The organism is Alphaproteobacteria bacterium (assembly GCA_040220875.1).
Taxonomy (GTDB): domain Bacteria; phylum Pseudomonadota; class Alphaproteobacteria; order JAVJVX01; family JAVJVX01; genus JAVJVX01.
The window spans coordinates 151,574-171,233 of record JAVJVX010000005.1 but is presented as its reverse complement, the minus strand read 5'-3'; the positions used below and the strand labels follow the sequence as shown (position 1 = coordinate 171,233).

General features: G+C 64.2%; 22 protein-coding genes and 1 tRNA gene. 7 read left to right on the top strand and 16 right to left on the bottom strand.

The features are described 5' to 3' along the window. Positions 1-2 precede the first annotated feature (2 nt). From rodA to RLQ26_03100, 5 genes are all read left to right on the top strand, one after another. Complete coding sequence (gene rodA / locus RLQ26_03120) at positions 3-1,154, top strand: rod shape-determining protein RodA (GenBank protein MEQ9087713.1); 1,152 nt, start codon at positions 3-5, stop codon at positions 1,152-1,154. A 117-nt stretch (positions 1,155-1,271) separates the two neighbouring features. Further along, a tRNA-Lys gene (locus RLQ26_03115) sits at positions 1,272-1,347 on the top strand. Positions 1,348-1,523: 176 nt separating this feature from the next. Next, the gene (locus RLQ26_03110) at positions 1,524-2,435 is read left to right on the top strand and encodes a winged helix-turn-helix domain-containing protein (protein MEQ9087712.1); all 912 of its coding nucleotides are present in this window, start codon (positions 1,524-1,526) and stop codon (positions 2,433-2,435) included. Between the two features lie 204 nt (positions 2,436-2,639). Next, positions 2,640-3,296, top strand: coding sequence for a cation transporter (locus tag RLQ26_03105; GenBank protein ID MEQ9087711.1), 657 nt, complete (start codon positions 2,640-2,642; stop codon positions 3,294-3,296). Positions 3,297-3,520: 224 nt separating this feature from the next. After that, positions 3,521-4,699 (top strand): Rieske 2Fe-2S domain-containing protein, encoded by a 1,179-nt coding sequence (locus tag RLQ26_03100; protein MEQ9087710.1) that lies wholly within the window; start codon positions 3,521-3,523, stop codon positions 4,697-4,699. A gap of 28 nt (positions 4,700-4,727) precedes the next feature. On the opposite strand, the gene RLQ26_03095 is transcribed toward RLQ26_03100, so the two are convergent. The 7 genes from RLQ26_03095 to RLQ26_03065 form a co-directional block, all read right to left on the bottom strand. Beyond that, positions 4,728-5,015 (bottom strand): hypothetical protein, encoded by a 288-nt coding sequence (locus RLQ26_03095; protein MEQ9087709.1) that lies wholly within the window; start codon positions 5,013-5,015, stop codon positions 4,728-4,730. A gap of 124 nt (positions 5,016-5,139) precedes the next feature. Further along, entirely contained in the window at positions 5,140-6,147 is a 1,008-nt protein-coding gene (locus RLQ26_03090; GenBank protein MEQ9087708.1) for a zinc ABC transporter substrate-binding protein, read from the bottom strand. A 75-nt stretch (positions 6,148-6,222) separates the two neighbouring features. Beyond that, positions 6,223-6,735: a hypothetical protein gene (locus RLQ26_03085; GenBank protein ID MEQ9087707.1), complete on the bottom strand. Its 513-nt coding sequence runs from the start codon at positions 6,733-6,735 to the stop codon at positions 6,223-6,225. Positions 6,736-6,836: 101 nt separating this feature from the next. Further along, entirely contained in the window at positions 6,837-7,487 is a 651-nt protein-coding gene (locus RLQ26_03080) for a hypothetical protein (GenBank protein MEQ9087706.1), read from the bottom strand. Continuing rightward, positions 7,484-7,858 carry a hypothetical protein gene (locus tag RLQ26_03075; protein ID MEQ9087705.1) on the bottom strand — a complete coding sequence of 125 codons (375 nt, stop codon included), beginning with the start codon at positions 7,856-7,858 and terminating at the stop codon, positions 7,484-7,486. The genes RLQ26_03080 and RLQ26_03075 overlap by 4 nt, the downstream gene beginning before the upstream one ends. Further along, on the bottom strand, positions 7,855-8,577 hold the full coding sequence (locus RLQ26_03070) for a ParA family protein (GenBank protein MEQ9087704.1): 723 nt from the start codon (positions 8,575-8,577) through the stop codon (positions 7,855-7,857). The genes RLQ26_03075 and RLQ26_03070 overlap by 4 nt, the downstream gene beginning before the upstream one ends. 220 nt (positions 8,578-8,797) lie before the next feature. Beyond that, a complete protein-coding gene (locus RLQ26_03065) occupies positions 8,798-10,264 on the bottom strand; it encodes a deoxyribodipyrimidine photo-lyase (GenBank protein MEQ9087703.1) in 1,467 nt (488 codons plus the stop codon). A gap of 152 nt (positions 10,265-10,416) precedes the next feature. On the opposite strand from RLQ26_03065, the gene RLQ26_03060 reads away from it, so the two are divergent. Then, positions 10,417-10,728, top strand: coding sequence for a hypothetical protein (locus tag RLQ26_03060; GenBank protein MEQ9087702.1), 312 nt, complete (start codon positions 10,417-10,419; stop codon positions 10,726-10,728). 87 nt (positions 10,729-10,815) lie between these two features. Here the strand turns inward: RLQ26_03060 and RLQ26_03055 are convergent, their stop codons facing one another. From RLQ26_03055 to RLQ26_03030, 6 genes are all read right to left on the bottom strand, one after another. Next, entirely contained in the window at positions 10,816-12,237 is a 1,422-nt protein-coding gene (locus RLQ26_03055) for a cytosine permease (GenBank protein MEQ9087701.1), read from the bottom strand. A 170-nt stretch (positions 12,238-12,407) separates the two neighbouring features. Continuing rightward, entirely contained in the window at positions 12,408-12,746 is a 339-nt protein-coding gene (locus tag RLQ26_03050; GenBank protein ID MEQ9087700.1) for a 6-carboxytetrahydropterin synthase, read from the bottom strand. Positions 12,747-12,836: 90 nt separating this feature from the next. Next, complete coding sequence (locus tag RLQ26_03045; GenBank protein MEQ9087699.1) at positions 12,837-13,808, bottom strand: response regulator; 972 nt, start codon at positions 13,806-13,808, stop codon at positions 12,837-12,839. A gap of 154 nt (positions 13,809-13,962) precedes the next feature. Then, complete coding sequence (locus RLQ26_03040) at positions 13,963-14,373, bottom strand: hypothetical protein (protein ID MEQ9087698.1); 411 nt, start codon at positions 14,371-14,373, stop codon at positions 13,963-13,965. A 52-nt stretch (positions 14,374-14,425) separates the two neighbouring features. After that, positions 14,426-15,226, bottom strand: coding sequence for a sterol desaturase family protein (locus RLQ26_03035; protein ID MEQ9087697.1), 801 nt, complete (start codon positions 15,224-15,226; stop codon positions 14,426-14,428). A 15-nt stretch (positions 15,227-15,241) separates the two neighbouring features. After that, positions 15,242-16,180 (bottom strand): DMT family transporter, encoded by a 939-nt coding sequence (locus tag RLQ26_03030; GenBank protein ID MEQ9087696.1) that lies wholly within the window; start codon positions 16,178-16,180, stop codon positions 15,242-15,244. A 401-nt stretch (positions 16,181-16,581) separates the two neighbouring features. Between RLQ26_03030 and RLQ26_03025 the strand changes: the two genes are divergently transcribed. Next, positions 16,582-16,815 (top strand): hypothetical protein, encoded by a 234-nt coding sequence (locus tag RLQ26_03025; protein ID MEQ9087695.1) that lies wholly within the window; start codon positions 16,582-16,584, stop codon positions 16,813-16,815. A 61-nt stretch (positions 16,816-16,876) separates the two neighbouring features. Here the strand turns inward: RLQ26_03025 and RLQ26_03020 are convergent, their stop codons facing one another. The 3 genes from RLQ26_03020 to RLQ26_03010 all read right to left on the bottom strand — a co-directional run bounded on the left by RLQ26_03020 (position 16,877) and on the right by RLQ26_03010 (position 19,564). Then, on the bottom strand, positions 16,877-18,244 hold the full coding sequence (locus tag RLQ26_03020) for an MATE family efflux transporter (protein MEQ9087694.1): 1,368 nt from the start codon (positions 18,242-18,244) through the stop codon (positions 16,877-16,879). 67 nt (positions 18,245-18,311) lie between these two features. Beyond that, on the bottom strand, positions 18,312-18,890 hold the full coding sequence (locus RLQ26_03015; GenBank protein MEQ9087693.1) for a pilus assembly protein: 579 nt from the start codon (positions 18,888-18,890) through the stop codon (positions 18,312-18,314). 2 nt (positions 18,891-18,892) lie between these two features. After that, positions 18,893-19,564, bottom strand: coding sequence for a pilus assembly protein (locus RLQ26_03010; GenBank protein MEQ9087692.1), 672 nt, complete (start codon positions 19,562-19,564; stop codon positions 18,893-18,895). Positions 19,565-19,660: the final 96 nt, after the last annotated feature.

Below are 19,660 nucleotides of genomic sequence, written 5' to 3'. Positions count from 1 at the left end.
CCATGAGCCTCGCGCCGTTTGCCCGTGATGAACTCTCCCTCACCGAAAAGCTCTGGCAGGTCAACTGGGGGCTGGTGCTGATTCTGGGCCTGATCGGGCTCGTGGGCTTCGCCATGCTGTATTCGGCCGCCAACGGCAGCGCCGATCCCTGGGCCTGGCGGCAGGCGGTGCGCTTCATGGTCGGGCTGGGTGTGCTGCTGGCCGCGGCGGTGATCGATATCAGGATCTGGCTGCGGCTCGCATATCCCATCTACGGCGCCGTGCTGGTGCTGCTCATCGCCGTCGAGATCGGCGGCACCATCGGCATGGGCGCGCGGCGCTGGATCGATCTGGGGCTGATCCAGATCCAGCCCTCGGAACTGATGAAGGTGGCCCTCGTCCTCGTGCTCGCCCGCTATTTCCACGCCGCCAATCCGAACGACCGGGGCTGGCTCGGCTATCTCCTGCCGCCCCTCGTGCTGCTGGCCGCGCCGGTGCTGCTGGTGAGCCGCCAGCCCGATCTCGGCACCGCCATGATCCTCCTGATGGTGGGCGTTTCGGTGTTTTTCCTCGCCGGCGTCACCTGGCGGTTCTTCGCCACCCTCTTCGTCGCCGCCCTGGCCGCGATCCCGCTTGGCTGGCAGTTCCTCCACGGCTATCAGAAGGCCCGGATTCTCACCTTCTTCGACCCCGAGCGCGACCCGCTCGGCGCCGGCTATCACATCCTGCAAAGCAAGATCGCCTTCGGCTCGGGCGGGGTGTTCGGCAAGGGGTTTCTCGGCGGCAGCCAGAGCCATCTGAACTTCCTGCCGGAAAAACAGACCGATTTCATCTTCACCATGCTGGCCGAGGAATGGGGCCTGATGGGCGGGCTCGCCCTGCTCACGCTCTACGGCCTCGTGATCCTTTACGGCATCTTCATCGCCCTCAGCTCGCGCAGCCATTTCGGCCGGCTGCTGGCGCTGGGCGTGACGATGATCTTTTTCCTCTATGTGTTCATCAATATCGCCATGGTCACGGGGCTGATGCCGGTGGTGGGCGTGCCGCTGCCCTTCGTGTCCTATGGCGGCACGGCGCTGCTCAGCCTGCTGTTCGCCTTCGGCCTCGTGATCAATGTCTGGATCCACCGCGAGGTGCGGCTGTCGCGCTTCGGCCAGTCGGGGGCCGACGCCTAGCCCCGGATTCGGCCCGGCCCGCCGCCGTGCCCGCGCTCGACAGGCCGCCCGGCCTTTGCTATGAAGCCCGTCCACCCACACCCGGCCACCCCGGCCGGGGCGAGCCTGGCTCGGGGCGGGCGCATAGCTCAGTTGGTAGAGCAGCTGACTCTTAATCAGCGGGTCCAAGGTTCGAGTCCTTGTGCGCCCACCAATCTTATCAGGGCCTTAGCCGGAAACGGCGGAGGCCTTGGTTCGTTGTAGGAAGGTTATAGGAAAGCCTAAGATTCAAAATTCTTCGATCGGGGCCAAGAGCCCGGTAGTTTAGGCACGCGCGGATCAATATCCGGACAATCAATAAGCTGCCGCGTGCAGGGGGGAGGGGAACCAGTGATACCTGACTACCAAACGCTTATGCGCCCGGTCTTGGAATGTGCCGCACACGGCGAGGTGCGGATCGGCGACGTCATCAATCTACTCGCCGAGCGTTTCGGGCTGACGGATGACGAGCGTAACGAACTCCTGCCGAGCGGCAAGCAGACCCGATTCTCCAATCGCGTTCATTGGGCAAGGGGCTACCTCAAACAGGCCGGGCTCGTCAAAGCGACGAAACGGGGACACTTCGCGATCACGGATCGCGGCCGGACGGCACTTGCCGACGCCTCGGCGGAAATCAACAACACCTATCTTGAACATTTTGAGGATTTCCAGGCCTTTCGCACGCGGGCGAAGGAGACCGACCGGCCGGAGCATGCAGCTACCCCTGCCTCGGCAGAGACCGAGGTAACGCCGGACGAAGCGTTGCGGGCAGCACACAGGAAGATAAACGCGGCCTTGGCGGAGGAACTTCTGGAACGGGTGCGCGATGCGCCTCCCGCCTTTTTTGAAAACCTAATTGTCCAATTGCTTCTGGCCATGGGCTACGGGGGAACGTCAGAGGACGCGGGCCGCGCCCTAGGTAAGAGCGGCGACGACGGTATCGACGGCGTCATCGATCAGGACCCCTTGGGCGTCGATCAGATCTATGTTCAGGCCAAACGCTACGCTGACGGCAATAACGTGGGGGCCGGGGCCATTCGGGATTTCTTTGGGGCCTTAAACCTGAAAAAGGCACATAAGGGAATATTCGTCACCACGTCGGCCTTCAGTCCGTCGGCGGTTCAGACGGCCATGGACCTAGGGATGCGGATTGTGCTCATCGACGGGGGTCAAATGGCTCGCCTGATGATCCGCTACAACATAGGATGCCGCGACGAGGACATCCTGCATTTGAAAAAGATCGATGAAGATTTTTTTGAATAAGTAAAGTTTGAGAGCTTCACGTAGTCGAATTTCAGCTTGAGCCGGTGCGCTGACCTGACGACGGGTACAGGTTCTTCCAACGTCTGCCTCCGCCGACCATCCCGCACCTCGGCGGTTCGACGGTCTGCCCGGGCGCACGCGGATTGTGATAGGCTGGTTGCCGGCCCCGGACGAAACGGCAGGACGCGAGGAAATTCGGCGGAGATGAGCGGCTGTTGCGGCGATGAGGTCACCTTCGAAGGGCTTTCGGCCGGCTACCGGCGGGCGCTCTGGGCGGTGATCGCGATTAACGGCGCGATGTTCCTGGCCGAGATGGGCGCGGGCATCTTCGCGGGCTCGCAGGCTCTCAAGGCCGACGCGCTCGACTTTCTGGGCGATACGGTGACCTACGCGCTCAGCCTGTTCGTCATCGGCATGCCGCTGGTCTGGCGCGCCCGGGTGGCGCTCCTGAAGGGCCTCAGTCTCGGGGCCATGGGGCTGGGGGTGCTGGCGGCAACCGGCTACAAGGTCTTTTTCCTCGCCACGCCCCAGGCCGGGGTCATGGGAGCGGTCGGGCTTCTCGCCCTCGCCGCCAATCTCGCGAGCGTCGCCCTGTTGCTGAAATACCGCGAGGGCGACGCGAATGTCCGCTCGGTCTGGCTCTGCAGCCGGAACGACGCCATCGGCAACGCGGCCGTGCTTCTCGCCGCCAGCGGCGTCTGGGCAACCGGCACCGGCTGGCCCGATCTGATCGTGGCGGGCTTCATGGCGAGCCTGTTTCTCTGGTCGGCGATCCAGATTGTCCGCCAGGCCACGGGCGAGCTTGGCCGCGCCCCGTCCCGTCGGGACTCCCCGGCCGATGGGGGCCGCTATCGGGGCTGAACCCGCCCCATCGCGCGCCGCTATTCGCGCGCCGGGCGGCTCTGGCGGCGCCCCTCCGGCCGCGCGCCTTACGCCCGATGCGCCGCCGGCCGCTATCATGATAGGGTCTTCGTCCGGCCGCGATACGTCCGACTGATCCGGTAGGATAAAATTTTAGCTTAATTTTTTCGCGGAACTTGTTAGCGTGTCAGGCCGGGAGCGGGCAGAAACGCGAGGAGGAGAGAATGCCGGAAGACGCAGCGGGCAAAAAAGAGCGCAAGATTTCCAAGGCATTTCAGCCCTATGTGGATGCCGAATGGGGATTGAAGAACTACTGGTACCCGGCACTGTTCAGCAGTGAACTGGCGGAGGGCGAGCTCAAGGGCGTGAAGATCTGCGGCGTGCCTATCGCGCTGCGCCGCGCCAAGGGCAAGGTCTACGCGCTCAAGGATGAATGCATTCACCGCGGCGTCGAGCTGTCGGCCCGGCCCATGTGCCTGACGGACGAGACCGTCACCTGCTGGTACCACGGCTTTACCTATGACCTCGCCTCGGGCGAACTCGTCTCCATCGTGGCCGCGCCCGACGACAAGATGATCGGCAATGCCCGGCTTCGCACCTTCCCGGTCGAGGAAAAGTCGGGAATGATTTTCGTCTTCGTGGGCGACGAGGATTACAAGACGCCGCCGCTGTCGCGCGACATGCCCCACCGCCTGCCCGAGGATTACGAGCATCGGGTAGCCCATCCGCTCGACGACAACGCGGTGCTGCTTGGCATTCATCGCACCGGCAACTCGAACTGGCGGCTCGCCGTCGAGAACGGCGCCGATACCGGCCATCTGTTCATTCACCTCGACAATCCGCTGGTCATGGCGCTCGATCGCCAGTTGCCGCTGGGTGCCATCGCGGAGTCCGAGGACGCGATCAGCTGGTATGTCGACGATGACGCGCCCAAGGGCATCGTCAACGAATACACGAAATACACCCCGGTCCTGGAAAACAAGGTGGTCGGCCTCAAGGTCAAGGGCAAGAATCCCTGGAAAGGCGGGCGCACCAGCATGTTCCTGCCCGGCGTCCTGCTGGTCGAGAACTGGCCCGACTATCGCCTCGCCCAGTACGAATGGTACGTCCCCATCGATAACGAGCATCACGAATACTGGGAAATCATCGCCGCCGTCTGCAACACCGAGGAAGAGAAGAAGGAATTCGAGATCCAGTACGAGAATCTCTGGAAAAATCTCGCCCTCGGTCAGGGCTTCAACGACAACGATCTGTTCGCGCGCGAACAGATGCAGAAATTCTACGGCCATCACAGCGGCTGGACGGACGAGGTGCTGTGCAGCCTGGATGCCTATGTGATCGCCTGGCGCAAGCTGGTGGCGCAGCACAACCGGGGCCTCGCCGAAGTGCCCGAACGGGGCTAGACGGGCCGAAGCGGAACGGCGCGGCGCTTCAGTCGAACTCGCGCCGCGCTTTCTCGATCCCCTTGCGAAACGCCTCCCAGGCGGCTTCGGCCCCGCGCGTCAGGTCCTCCCAGGCGTACTCGCCTGCCTCGCCCAGGCGATGGAGTTCGGCCTCCGCCTCGCGCTGGCGCGTGCGCAACTCGTCGACCCGGTTCGACAGCTCGGCCGCCCGCCGGCCCTCTTCCTGCTCCAGCCGGGCTTCCAGCTTCAGCATATCCGCCCGCCATTCTTTCATGCGGCCCTCGATCTGCCTGAGATAGGCGTCCTTGCGTGTCATGGCACTCTCCCCTCCTGGTTTGGCTTTCTCGACCGGGAAGCAAGAGCGTAGGAGACCGGTCGAGAGGGCGCATTGTCCTCACTCAAACCACCAACCGTCAAACCGGCCGGGCGCGATCCCGCCCCTATGGCCCGGCCGCCTCGAGACAGGTGGTAAAGCTGTCGGCCAGGTCCCGGAGGAGGCGCAGATAGGCGCTGGCGTCGCCGGCGGCCGGCCCGCCCAGCGGATCGGCGGTCGTCAGGCGGAGATCGAGGTCGCGCGCCACCTGTTCGGCCAGGGCCGGGCGGAATTGGGGTTCCACCACCAGGCATCGGGCGCCGGTCGCGCTGATGCGGGCCATGATGGACTCGAGGCTTTTCGCGCCCGGCGTGCGGCCCGGATGAGGCGTCAGGAAGGTCACGACCTGAAGCCGGTAACGCGCCTCGAAATACTGGTAGGCGTCGTGAAACACGGCCAGCTTCCGGTGGCGGAGGGGTGCCAGGCGGGCTTCGATCGCGCCATCGAGATCGGCCAGCGCTGACTTGAAACGGGCCGCGTTGGCCGTGTAGCGCGCGGCATTGGCCGGGTCGGCCTGGCCGAGTGCGATGGCGATACGGTCGACCAGCAACTGCGCGCGCAGCGGATCGAGCCAGATGTGAAGATCGCGGGGCGCGTTCGGCCGGGGGCCCGGGCGGTGGTCCGCGCCCTCATCGCCACCGTGCCCGCGCTCATGCCCATGCAGGGTGTCGAGCCCGCGGGCGGGCAGCAAATCCAGCCCCGGCGTATCCACCAGCGTGACGAGTTCGGTATCGGGGCCGAGGATCGTGCTCAATGGCTTGACGAGAAAGCGCTCCATCCCGGGGCCGATCCAGACGACGATGTCGGCCTCGCGCAGGCTCGCGATATCGCTCGGCTTCAGCGCGTAGCTGTGGGGCGAGCCGGAATTGGACAGAAGTCCGGTGGCCCGGGCCGGGGTGCCCTCGATCACCGCCTCGACGAGGCCATGCACCGGGGGCAGCGTCGCTACCACACGCGGCGCCGACGGGTCGTCATAGGCCCGCGCCGCCGGCACGGGTGCCAGCAGGGCCGAAAGAAGCAGGAAGATGGCGAGCCAGCGCGCAGGAGGCGCCAGCCCCGGGCTAGATGAAACCATTGGATACTCGGGACCGGAGGCGGAAAGAGGCAGACCGGGACGGCGATTGCCGCGCTCTATACCATGACGGGGGCGTTATGACACAGGTGCGCGCGTTCTGGCGAGAAGCGCCAGGGACAGGTCGGGCGCCCCGGCGGGCGCGGGCGCCTCCAGCCAGCCGCCGGCCTCGCTCATGGCGGAAACCATTTCCATCGCGACATGCCGGGCGGCGATCCGGGCCGGGGCGCAGGCGACCCGGGCACGGGCAAACATGACCAGCCTGTCCGCCTCGTCGCGCTGGAGGGCGGCGAGGCTGGCGATGAAATCCTCCTCCAGCGCCGTCAAATCGGGCCCGAAAGTCCGGTCAAAATCCGGCGGCAGGGGCTGGCGAAAGTTCAGAAAATGCATGAAGCCGTCGAAATACCCAAAGGCCTGGCTCCAGCCGGCCCGGTGGAAGCGGCCCCGGATCTGCTGACAGGCCGGCCGTTCCGTGACCTGGCCACGAAGCCACGCCCTTGCCGCCCAGAGCAGGAGGCGCGCGGGCGGTGTCAGCCCGGCGAGAGAGGCTGGAGTTAAATCCCGGTTGCGGGGCAGGGTTTGCGGCGCCATGGGTGGACCCCCGATAGTGATCAGGGGGAAAGCCTAGCCTGCCGCGTCAATAAGTGCAAATGATTATCAATCGCATAATATTCAGGCTTTGTTTCAAGCCTTTAGCTCTCGTCGGCGGGGCTGTCGGGATGGGGGACAGGCGGCGGGGCCCCGGCCGGACCGCTCAGCAGGCTGAGGAGAAATCCGACGGCACCCTGAGGGCCGCCCGCTTCCGGCGCCGGGTCTTCGGTGACGGGGAGGGCCATGGCGGTGTAGGGGGCGGTGTGCGATGCGGGCCTGCCGGGCTCCGGAAAATGCCGGCCCCGGATGACCGGGTGTCCGGCCAGGGCGGCCTCGCGGCAGGTATGGAGGAACCAGTCGAGGACGGCGGGAGAATAGGCGTAGGCCACCCGTTTCGGCCCCGTGCCGTCGCCGGGGGCAAGGCGGCGGAGAAGCTGGAGGTGGCCGCCGCGCCACGCCATCAGGGCCGTGCCCGGCCAGTCGCACGCAATCTCGTCGAGATTGAAATCCGACAAGCTCGGCAGCGTCCTCCCAAGGCGTTTTTCGCTCCAATGGCGCGCCAGGATCTCGGGGGACTTCGCATGGTGCGTCGGCGGGGTGGTGGCCGCCGGCGTGCCAGGGGGTGGGGCGGGGGGCACGGACGCGTCGGGCCGGGTTGGCGGCGCCGGCGCCGACGCCAGCATTCGGGCCGGTTGCCGGCGGATCCGGACCTCGGCCAGCGTGGCATAGCCCGGTTCGGCCCGGGCGGTCATTCCCGGCCTCCCTCACCCGCGTCCCAGTCGCTTCCCTGCAGGCAGGGGCATTCACCCGGACGGATTTCCCGGCTCAAATCGCGCACGTATTTATCGATCGCCTCGAGCGCGATGACCTGCATGCTGCGCCCGCTGTGGGCGGCCGCCAGGCGCAGTTTCAGATGGCGCGCGCCATCGAGGCGGAGGGTGAATTTGAGCCGCGCCGCGGTTGTCTCACCGCCGGACACATCAGGCAGGATTTCGGCGCCCCCGGCCTGGAGCGGCGACAGGGTCAGCGGCCGGCGCTGGGCCGGGCGGGCGAGGCCCTTGCGCGCCAGCAGGCTGGCGCCGAGCCGGGCCGGCCCCATCGAAAGGCGGGCCGCATCTGTCATGGCCGGGTGGCTCCCGCGCGGGGTCGCAGCCGGTCGCGCTCGCTCGCATTCGGATCCGGCAACGGAATGACGGCGGAGCGCCCGGCGACGCTTGGCCGGTGCCTCTGAAGGCGCGTGCTCAGGTATTGCCAGAGTTCGACGATTTCGCGCGCCGACCGGCTTTTGGGATCGATCTCGCCGACCGTGCGGCCATCGATCATGCTCGCCGCGAAATCGGTGCGCTGGTGCACCGTGACCGGGGCGACGGTTCCGTGTTGCGAGAGGGCGACGGCCGCTTCGCCGGTAATGCGCGCCCGAGGTGTGGCGCCGTTGACCGCGAAGACCAGGGGCTTGCCGAGAAATTCGACGATGTCCACCGTGGCTCCCGCGGCTCGAAGATCGTGCGGGCTGGGGCGCGTCGGAATGACCACGAGATCGGACAGGGCCACCACGCGCCGGATCATGTCGGTGATGGCAGGCGGTGTGTCGATCACGAGAAGCGCCACGCCGATATCGCGCAGCCGTGCGATATCGTCGGCCAGCTGATCGATCCGGGGTGCGGCAAAGACGGGCGTTTCGGCGCGGCGCACGTTCCACCAGTCGCTCAAACTGCCCTGCGGGTCGGTATCGATGAGTGCCACCGGCCCGCCACCCGCATGGTCGGCCGCGACGGCGATATGGCCGGCCAGCGTCGTTTTTCCCGAGCCGCCTTTCTGCGAGGCGAAGGCGAGGACCTGCATCTTTTTAGCTCCCAAGACCGTTCCCGCGTCGCTGACGCCAACGACACCTGTGGGGAGGATGGCACGGAGTCTTTAAGGGGGGCTGAATAAAAAGTATTATAAATCAAGTATTTATATAGATTTTGCCGGGAATTTAATCGGTCTTTTTTCGATGCCCGGCCGAGGCCGCCCATGCGCACATGCGCCCATGCGCACATGCGCCCATGGGTCCTTTCGGGCGCTACTTGCGGCCCCTGATCGTGTCATAGGCGGCGAGGGCGTCGCGCCGCGCGATTTTGTGATCCACGAGCGGGCAGGGATAGGTTTGGCCCGGCACGATTCCCGCCTCGGCGAGGAGCGCGCGGCTCGCTGTCCAGGGCTTGTGGATGACGGCGTCCGGCAGGGCGGCCAGTTCGGGCACCCATTGGCGGACGTAAGCGCCAGAAGGATCAAATTTTTCGCCCTGGGAGACAGGATTGAAAATCCTGAAATAGGGAGCGGCATCGGCGCCGCTGCCGGCGACCCATTGCCAGCCGGCAATGTTGTTTGCCCTGTCGGCGTCGACCAGCGCGTCCTGGAACCAGGCGGCCCCCTCCCGCCAATGGATCCGGAGATTCTTGGTCAGGAACGAGGCGACGACCATGCGGAGCCGGTTGTGCATCCAGCCGGTTCGCCATAATTCCCGCATACCGGCGTCGACAAGGGGATAGCCTGTCTGGCCCCGTTGCCAGGCGCGAAGGGCGTCGGGGTTATCGATCCAGGGAAAGTTGTCGAATTCCGGACGGAAGTTTCCGCTCTCCATGGCCGGGAAATGAAACAGCAGGTGGTGTGAAAATTCGCGCCAGCCCAGCTCGGCGAGAAATTTCTCACCACTCGTCGCCAGCGTGCCCGCGCCGTCCGCCATCCGCATGCGGGTCTGGTGCCATACCATGTGGGGGCTGATCTCGCCGAAATGAAGGTGGGGCGACAGGCGTGAGGTCGCGGCCCGATCAGGCCGATCACGATCGACCGCATACCGCTCGAGATCCGACCGGAGGAAGTTGGACAGCCGGGCGGCCGCGCCAGCTTCGCCCGGTTGCCAGCACTCGCCAAATCCCGAGGCCCAGTCGGGATTGCGGGGCGCCAGCCGCCAGTCGTCCGGATCGTCACTCGCCAGCTTCCAGGCGTCATCGGGCGCTGCGTGACCGGTGGACTGCGTGCTGGGCGGCGCGGGCAAGGGATCGCGCGGCGCCGGTGCTGCCCGACACGCTTTCCAGAAGGGCGTGAAGACCTTGTAGGGCGCGCCGGCGCCGGTCCGGATGGTCCGGGGTTCGAAAAGGAGGGCGCCGTCGAAGGTCTCGACAGCGATGCCGCCTTGCCGGAGCTTTGCCTTGATACGCGTGTCGAGGGTGGCGGCGGCGGCCACATAGCGCCGGTTCCAGTAAACCGCTCCGGCACCGGACCGGGCGACGACCGCCGATAATACCTCTTCCGGATCGCCCCGGCGCAGGATGAGGCGGAGTCCCGCTCCGGCCAGGCTTTCCCCGAGTGCGCGAAGGCTGTGGTGCAGCCACCAGCTGCCGGCGGCGCCCGGTGGCGGCAGATCTGGCGTATCTTCCAGCACGTAAAGGGGCACGATCGGCCTGCCGGTCTGGAACGCGGCCGAGAGGGCCGGATTGTCAGCCAGCCGAAGATCGCGTCGAAACCAGACGATGACGGGCGCATCCATTTCGGGCCGTTCCCAAAAAAGCCATGTTCGCGGGCGAGCCTGCCGGTGACGGGTCGGCACGCGTCAATCTATTATACGCGTGGGCGCCGGATCGGATGTCACGCGGCGTACCGCTTGGCAGATACTCGAATTTCTTGAGGAGGATGAAACACATGAGACGGTCAACGACAAAGACGGCTCTTCTGACCGGGACTTTTCTCGCCACCGCCATGGCCCTTGGCCTGGCTGCTCCCGCTTTCGCCGAAAGTCACGGCGAGCATGGCGAAAACATGCAGGGTGAGGGAATGCACGGCGAGTCGAAGGGTGAGATGAAGAACCATATGGACGAGGCCCATGAGCGCGCCAAATCCATGGGGGAAGGCGAGAAGGAGGGCCTTTACAAGGACAAGGACGAGAAAAAATCCGAGATGAAGGACAAGATGAAGGACAAGATGAAGGATCACCATAAAGGCATGGACGATTAGGACCCGCGCCGCCCGGGGGTCGCGCGACCCGTGCCGGGCGGACGAAGGGGCTGTTGAGATCAGCGGGGCTGTTTCAGCCCCGCTTTTCTATTCGATCCGGGCCGAATGGTAATGCGGTTTGAGGACGTAGATGCGCAGGATCGGATAAACCAGGAACGAGACCGCAAGCGATGTCAGAAACTCGATCGGGATGAGGTCGTTCAGGACGTAATGGGCCAGGACGAATCCGATCACGATCGACGTCACCCCGGCCCAGTTGACGTAATCGGCCCCGAAGCGGTCGGTGTCCTCGTGGCCGAGCCGGGGGCGGACGATGAAGTAATCGGCCATGATGATCCCTGAGAAACAGGTGGTCAGGATGCCGAGGATCTTCAGGAAATTATAGAAGAAGGTCAGGATCTCGCCGTAAAGGAAGCCGATCGCCAGGAGGTTGGCCAGGATCACAAAGAACAGCCGCCCCGGCCGCCAGGAAAACACCGCATCAAACAGATTGGTGAGGGAGAGAGAGCTGGAATAAGTGTTGAGCACCTGTGCCTTGGACTGTGCCAGCACCATCAGCACTGTTCCGATCCAGCCACCGAACAGGATAAAGGCGATGGCCACGTGTTCCGGGCTCTGGCTTGTGAGAAGGCGGGCTTCCTCGGTGGAAATCCCCTGGGCAGCGGCGCTGTAATGCACTACCGCATACATGATGATCCCGCCCAGCCCGACCATCGCGACATCCATGAAGAAGTTGCCGATATAGGCGGCAATGCCGATGTCCTTTGAACTCCGCGCATAGCGCCCGAGATCGGCGTCGACGAGGGCGAGCGCGCCGGCCGGCCCCATCATCATGTTGACTGCGACGACGACCTTGCCGTAGGTGCTCAGCGCACCGGCCTCCGCCAATTCGGCATCAGAGAACTGCACGCCGAAATTCAGGACTTCCCGCCATGACTGGCCGGTCTCACCCACGATGGTGAACATCATGTAAATGAGAACGCCGAGGAAGCCTACCAGCGTGATCGAGGCAACCCGCGTGACGATGTCGAAGCCATATGCCGTGAGTGCGATCCAGGCGAGCGAGAGAAGACCGTAGATCAGAATCTGGTTTTGAAGCGTGTCCTCAAGGCCGAAGTAATAGATAAAACCCTTGTAAAGGAGGATATTTTCGACGGCGATGAAGCCGATGATGATGAAACCGAAGATTGCCGATGTGATGAGCGAGCCCTTTACGCCGAATCCGTAAAGCCGGGACATTACGGTCGCCGCGAGGCCCGAGCGGTAGGCGATATGGCCGAGCCCCCAGCCCAGCGCGCCGCCGATGATGGCGACGCAGAGCCCGGTCAGGAGGCCCAGCTCCATACCCGCCATGAAGGTAATCGTCGCGCCGATATAGATCTGGATCAGGGTGGTGACAATGCCTGCCGTGTTCCAGGAAATCTGCAGCCAGTTGTGGCGGTCGCCGGGTGGCACCCGCTCCAGCGCGTGATCCTCGATACGTTCACTGACAGTGTGCTTGTCGCTCATCCTACCCCCCTGTCGCCCGCTGATATTCGCTGACCGGACCTGTTTTTTGTGCGGTGCGCCGCAGGCGCGAGCTTGCCCGCCCGATGCGCCAGTTAAAAGAAAAAATATGTCTGGAAGAAGTGGAAAACCACCGCGAAATCCCCGCGTGTGGGCGGGGCCGCCCGTGCGCTCTAGCGGGAGCCAGCGTAGCGGCAGCCTTCGCCGCAGCTTTCGCGCCGGACGGTCACGGTCCGCAGGCCTGGAAGGTCGGGCAATGTCTGCGTCCAGATCCAGCGCGCAATGTTTTCCAGCGTCGGCCGCGCGAGTCCCGGGATATTGTTGAGAAGCTGATGGTCGAGCCGGCCGTGCAGTGCCTCGGCTGCGGTGGCCAGCAGCGCTGGCTCACCGTCGCTGGCCTCGATCTCGACGGCGAAGGAGTGTCCGTGCAGGGTGCCGTAGGCATGGCCCGACGGGACATTATCGCCAAGCTCGTGGGTCGCCTCGAAGCAGAAGCGACGAAACAGTGTCATGGGTGCGGGGTCCTGTCCCTGGCCTCGTGGTTGGCGCCTGATCGCTTGCCTCGGGTTCCGGAATCAATCTGACATGGGGTCGGGCAGGGATCAATGGGCCCGAATCTGTTTCAGGCTTTCTGCGGCTTCCTGGCGCACGTCGATAATCGTCCGGCCCGGTTCGACGGACAGAACGAGCTCCATCGCCGTCTCGGAAGCGAGCGACAGGTCCAGCGGATGCGGCTGACCGCCGGATTGCGCGATCCAGACGGAGGTTCTTTCGAGAGACTGGGCGAGCGAATGAACATGGGGAAACCGGCTGAAGTGGATATCGCGGCGAAATTCGCCGAGGCGATCCGCCAGCTCCGCGAGTGCAGCCGCGGCCGGGTCAAGGGCGCCGGCGCTGAAGGAGCGACGCATGAGCTCGGCGAGAACAAGAATACGAAATGAGAGCCGCGCCGCCCGCCGTGATAGGACTTCCACCTTGGCGCTCTGAATTTGCCTGGAAACCGTGATCTGGTCCCAGTGTCCCAGAACCTTGTCACGGAAGGTGTTGGGGACATCCAGTCCGAAACGGCTCTCGTCCTGCCGCGGCGTTTCGCGCCGGTCCGGGCCGATATAGTCGCTGACGACGACAAATTTTTTGCGCTGTTCGATCGAGGCCATCACCCTGGCCCAGATGGCGTGGGAAGAAACCGGCCAGGTCACCAGAAAATCCACCCCTGAATTCACCATTTGCCGGACACGGTCGGGCGTCGGGTTGCGGATGATACCGATCGCAACGATAAACGGGTTATCACCAAGGCGGCTGTAACGAACCTCGCGGATGAGCTCGGTCACCTCGCCGCCCGACAAATCGGAATCGATCAGAACCACGTCCGGGATCTCGGGTGATTGCAGGACGCCGATGGCTTCCTGCATCTGGCCGGTGCTGACGAGATTGCGGAAACCCCAGTCCGAAAGGGCGGAGCGCAAGCCAGTGCGCAAGGCCGTTTCCTTCTGCGCGATGAGCGCGCGGACGGCCGAGAACTGATACGCCGAGCGCTCGATCCGGAGCGGCGTTACGTCATTGGCAGTTGTCATTGTCCTGTTTTCCAGGCCGTCACGGCCGGGCCCTTCCCCGGCCACCCTAGGGGCGCTTCCTTAACAAAGCGTCACAAGGGGGCGGCCGGCGGTCTCCGGCGGAACCGGGGAGGGCATCGCGCGCCGGGCGGGCGGATAAAGGCCGACCGACACCTCAGCGGGCCTGGCGGTAGAACCAGGCGGCCACGAGGCCCCAGACGGAATTGGCGATGAGGACGAAGAGAGGCATCCAGGTGCCGATGTTCTGGCCCAGAAGTCCTGGCCCATGGCCCATGGCATTCGTATGCAGTGGAAAGAAGTAAAACAGCGCCGCCGCGGAGGCGAGGGCACCGAGGAGCAGGCCGCGCAAGATCACCGAGCGCTCGAGAACCGGCAGCACCAGCGCGATGCCCCAGAGCCCTCCCCAGGCAACCTGACGATAAAGGAACTCGGGCAAAGGCGGCGGGCTCGACAGGGACAGGGAAAGAAGGTCCGTCAGCCTGTACTGGATCGACAGCCAGACGAAGGCGACGTTGGCGACGGCGCCCAGGGCACCCGCGCTGAAACCGATGGCGATATTCCGCATGTGGCTGCTCCCCTGACCGTGGTGGCTGTGCGTGCCCCGGGCGGCGATCATACTAGTCGCGCGCGAAGGGCAGAGCCAGTGCCCAGCCGAGACGACCTGTCGATCCCTGCTGGTAGGGCGGCAATCCGATGGTAAGCCCAGGGTCACCATCCTTGGCGGCCCGGCGATACGTGCGAAACAGCCTGTCCCAGACCGAAAAATTGAAGCCGTAATTGCTGTCGGTTTCCTCGCGCCGGATGGAATGATGTATGCGGTGCATGTCGGGCGTGACGATGAGCCAGCGGAGCACCCGGTCGATCGCCGCCGGCAGGTGCAGATTGGCGTGGGTAAAAAGCGACGTCGCGCTCAGGACGATTTCAAAAATGATCACGGATATGACCGGTGCACCGAGGGCAATCACGAAGCCCATTTTCAGCCCCATGGAAAAGGCGATCTCGATCGGGTGAAACCGGACTCCCGTGGTCGCGTCGAAATCGCGATCGGAATGATGCACCCGGTGCAGCCGCCAAAGCAGCGGGATATGGTGCATGGCGACATGCTGTCCCCAGACCAGAAGGTCGAGCAGCACGAAGGACAGGGCAATTTCCAGCCAGACCGGCATCGTAATCTGGTGGAGCAATCCCCAGCCCGTACTCGCGGCCCAGGCGGCGCTGCCCACGGCCAGAAGGGGGAAAGCGAACCTGAGCACAGCCGTGTTCACGAGGGCGAGCGTCAGGTTGGTCGCCCAACGCCGGCGTCCTTCACGCAGGCCAAGATGAGGGCGAGCAAGTTCAATCAGGGCCAGGGCGGCGAAAACGCCGAGGAATATTCCAAGACGCAAGGCAGGCTCGTTTCGCGTGATGAAATCTTCCATTGTTTGCCCGCGCTATCAGGAGGCGTCAGCCTTGGCCGAACCGCGATTGACCAGAACCAGGCCAAGCGCCATAAGCGCCAGCGCGGCACCGAAGATGACCGTAAGACTTTCGGCGAAGATCAGGACCGCCCAAAGCACTCCGGTCACGACGTTGAGGTAGGTGAATTGCGAGAAAAAGACCGGTCCTTCCCGACGAACGATTTCATAGAACAGCGTGATCAGGGTGACGATAACGAGGCCGCCAAGAAGGATCGACACCTCGCCGGTTCCAAAGCCGCTGCTGCCCGGTCGGTACACGCTGCCCGAGAAGAAAACGACCGGCGCCAGTAACACGGCGCCCCCCGCCATCTGCCCCAGGGCCAGGGTGAGGGGCGGCGACGCGGGCGGCGCGAATTTGGCCGCGTAGACATTCGCCAGCCCGAACATGGCGGGCGCGGCCAGGGCAATAAGCAGCCAGGCGACGGTGTTCGCCTGGCTCTCGCTGCCGCCAAAGATTGCGAGCACCGCCACGCCCGCGAAGCCGGCGACCAGGCCCAGCAGACTTGACGGGTTCAGCCGATCGAGCCGAAGAAAAAGCGCGTAGAAATATGTCATGGCCGGCGTCAGGGCGATGATCAGGGCCACCACGCTCGCCGGAATATGGGGGGCGACGAAGTTCAGCGTGACCATGGGCAGGGCCAGCCCGAAGCCACCCATCAGAAGATAGGTTCGGATATGTGCCACCGAATGGCCCGGCCGTCGCCGGGTCAGGAGGCAGGCGACGGTGGCGAAGCCTACGCCCGTCGCCGCATACCAGAAGGCAAAATCGATGGGCGGCACGCCGTTGGTGACCGCGAGGCGGTTGAGGGACGGCATGAGCCCAAAGACAGCCGCCGCGCCGAGCAGCATGACGTAGGAAAGAGCGAGTCCGCCAATGCGGGGATTGGACGATGCGTCGGACACAGGGTCGGCCATGGGATCGGGTCCATTCATTCTCTGATTTTTTCAACAAGTTTCGCGGCGCGCACGGATTTCTTTACCACTAATCCCGCCAGGCGCCGCCAGTTTCACCACAACCGGACAGACGTCCCCGCCACCGGGTCAGATCTTTGCGTTGCAACAAAGCCATCCTGTTGCGGTGAAAAATCCCAGTTTCGGCAACGTGCCATCCTTTGGGCCCGCGCTATTGCACTGCGGAAATTTCTTGTGTCCGGTGCGGTCGATGATGGTCAACCATCAACATATAGGGGCGGAATTTCATCGAACCTACAATATTTTTGTTTCACCGCGTGAAATTTGCTAAATTCCGTCGCCCGCGGAACAAAAGCGGGGACCTTAAATGAAGCCTTTCGTCTTCAGTAAAAGGGGGAGTGTTAATGGACTTTCTAAAGTCTCTTTCCGGCTGGATCGGACAGATCACGGAAATCTTGCTTGGGCTGGTGGCGCTTGCCATCGTGCTCCAAATCCTGTTCGGCGGCGGGGCGGCGTTCCTGCCCTCCGATGTGGTCGGCAATCTTGTCGGGCTGATCCAGTCGCTTGGAGATAACGGCCTCGTCGGATTGATCGCCTTGGCCATCATTATCTATCTCTATAAAAGAAACGTCGCGTAGCGACTGACGCAACGCGTTTGGACGGCGGGGCGCGCTTTGCGCGTCCCGCCGCTTCCTTTTGCTATCCCCGTGCCGTGCGCTCGAGCTGCAGATTGGCGAGAAGGGCGGGGTACCGGAGCGCCAGGGTCAGGCCGCGCAGGGCGAGAAACAGATCCAGCGCCGCCCACAAACCGTGGTTGCCGAAACTCAGCAGGGCGGCATAGGAAACGGCGAGGTAAAGACCGGTCGACACGACCATGGTGTTGCGCAGATCCCTCGTTCGGGTCGCGCCGATGAAAATGCCATCGAACTGATAGCACCAGACGCCCAGCACCGGCGCGAGAGCGGCCCAAATGAGATAGTCCCGCGCTTGGTCGCGTATCTCCGGGATCGAGGTGAAAAGGTCAATCACCAGGCCTCCCGCGGCAAGATACAGAACCGAAAACCCGACCGCTGAAAGTCCGGCCAGCCAGAAACTCGCCCGCACGCCCTCCGACAGGCGGTCCCGGTCACGCCTGCCCATCGCCTGGCCGACGAACGATTCGGCCGCATGGGCGAAGGCATCGAGGGCGAATGCCATGATCGCAAGGAAATTAAGCAGCACCGCGTTTGCCGCCAGGACCTCGTTCCCGAGCCGGGCGCCCATCGCGGTGAACCAGGCGAAGGCGAAGATGAGCAGCAGGGTGCGGATAAAGATGTCCCGGTTGACCGCGGCAAGGCGCCAGAATTTTCGCCCGTTGGTCAGCAGGGCGAGGTCCCACTCACCCGGCGTGTTGCGAAGCCTGGCAACGATAAGCAGGGTTGCGAAAACGGCGGCGGCGATCTCCGAGATGACCGTGCCGCCGGCCACGCCCGCCACGCCAAGGCCCAGACCAAGGACAAACCAGATGTCGAGCACGACATTCAGCCCGTTCATAAAGATCTGCAGGGCAAGCGCATCGCGGGTGCGGCCCATGCCGATGAACCAGCCGAGGGCCACATAATTGACGAGCGTCGCGGGCGCGCCCCAGATGCGGATCGAAAAATACCGCCGCGCTTCGGTTTCGACCTCCTGGCTTGCGTCCAGCAGGTAGAAGCTGATGGCCTCGACCGGTGTCATCAGCGTCCAGGCCGCGAGGCCGAGGGCGAGGGCGAGCAGGACCGCGCGGCCCAACGCGGCGCGGATTTCAGGGCCGTCATCGGCCCCAAGCGCCTGCGCCACCAGCCCTGTCGTGCCCATGCGCAGGAAGCCGAAGCCCCAATAGAGAAAAGAGAAAATCAGCGAGCCGACCGCGACGGCGCCGAGAAATTTGGGGTCCGGGAGATGGCCCATCACGGCCGTATCCACTGCGCCCAGGAGCGGCACCGACAGATTGGCCACGACCAGCGGCAGGGCGAGAGCCCAGACACGGCGGAAGGCGTCGGGTGGCGCGCCGGAGAGCCGGCTGAGGAGGTTGGCGGGACCGGACATGGCTCTGCCATACGCCAGCCGCGCCAAAACGGCCAGTTCCTTGTTCAATCCCCGGCCAGGGCCGGCTTCAGGGAGCGAGGACGCTCAGATCGGAAAGCCGGGGTCGGAAGAAGGCGCGGCGGTAAAGAATCTGGTCCGTGATATAGGGGTCCGCGAAAAACGCGTCGTAATCGAAAAATACCTCGGCCACGATCAGATTCTCTCCGTCGCGCACGATCATCTCGCTCGGCAGGATAGCGGGATTTCCGGGCAGCCCGATCTGGGAGCTGGCGATGAGCGCGCCGCCGCCCGCCTGCTGCCAGTCCACTGTGGCCGGCGCCCCGCCGCTGGCGCTGACGCTGGAGACGATCACACGTCCGCGCGTCTCGAACTCGAACGGATCCGTCACATCTCCGGCGGCCTGGAACAGATTGTCGAAATCCCCGGCGGCCAGCGCCGGACTCTGGGCCACGAGATCGGCCAGGGTCACCGCCGCGCGCGACATTTTCTGTTCGACCAGCACGAATCGTCCGATCTCTATGCCGCCCACCAGCAAGAGCGTCAAAACCGGCACGATCATGGCGAATTCAACCATCAGCGTGCCACGCTCGCAGCGTCCCAGCAGGTGCAGAAACCCAAGCATCCTCGAATGCCGCAAGATGCCCATGATCAGCCTCCGCCCGCTGTCAGAAATGGCTCGTTGCGGACGGCCGTCGAGGCGCGGAGCCGGAACAGGCCGTTCTGCCCCATGATGGGACTGAGAATCGGGGTCAAGAGCGGCCAGTCATATTCGACCGAATAAATGACCACATCGCCGGGGCCGCCAAGACCGGCGGCACCCATGTCGGCGTCCCAGGCGCCATTGCCGTTCACATCCGTGAACGGCTCGCCCGCGTCGTAAACGCCGTTTGCCGGCGCGGAGTCGCTGAAAGGCTCGGGCTCGTTGACGTCACCGAAACTGGGATAGACGGTCTGTGTCACGTCGGCCGTGTCGAGATCGACAAGCCCCATCAGATTCTCGTTCATGATTTGGACAATCTGCTCGGCGCGCGACACGCCCGGAGGCGAGGTGCCGGTGATACCGAAACGCGATGCCTCGCGCAGGCTTCCTTCCATCAGCATGGTGACGAAGAGGATCATCCCGAATTCGAGAATCCCCGACAGGATCGTGATCAGGATGGGGGCTGCCAGGGCGAATTCAAGAGTGCCCGCACCCGCCTCATCCAGGCCGAGCCATCGGCGCCGGCGCCGGCGCCGATTGCCGATCCCCGGGCGGGCTGGCAGCCGGCTGCGTGGTGCTGTCGGCCGGGGCAGCCAGGAGTCTGTCACGGTCTTTGCCATGGTCGCGCCGCCTCCTTTTCTGGCCGGTCCGGCTTGTCGACAAACCGAGTATGGATCCCGGCCCGTTAAAAAGAATTGAATAATGACATCATTTTT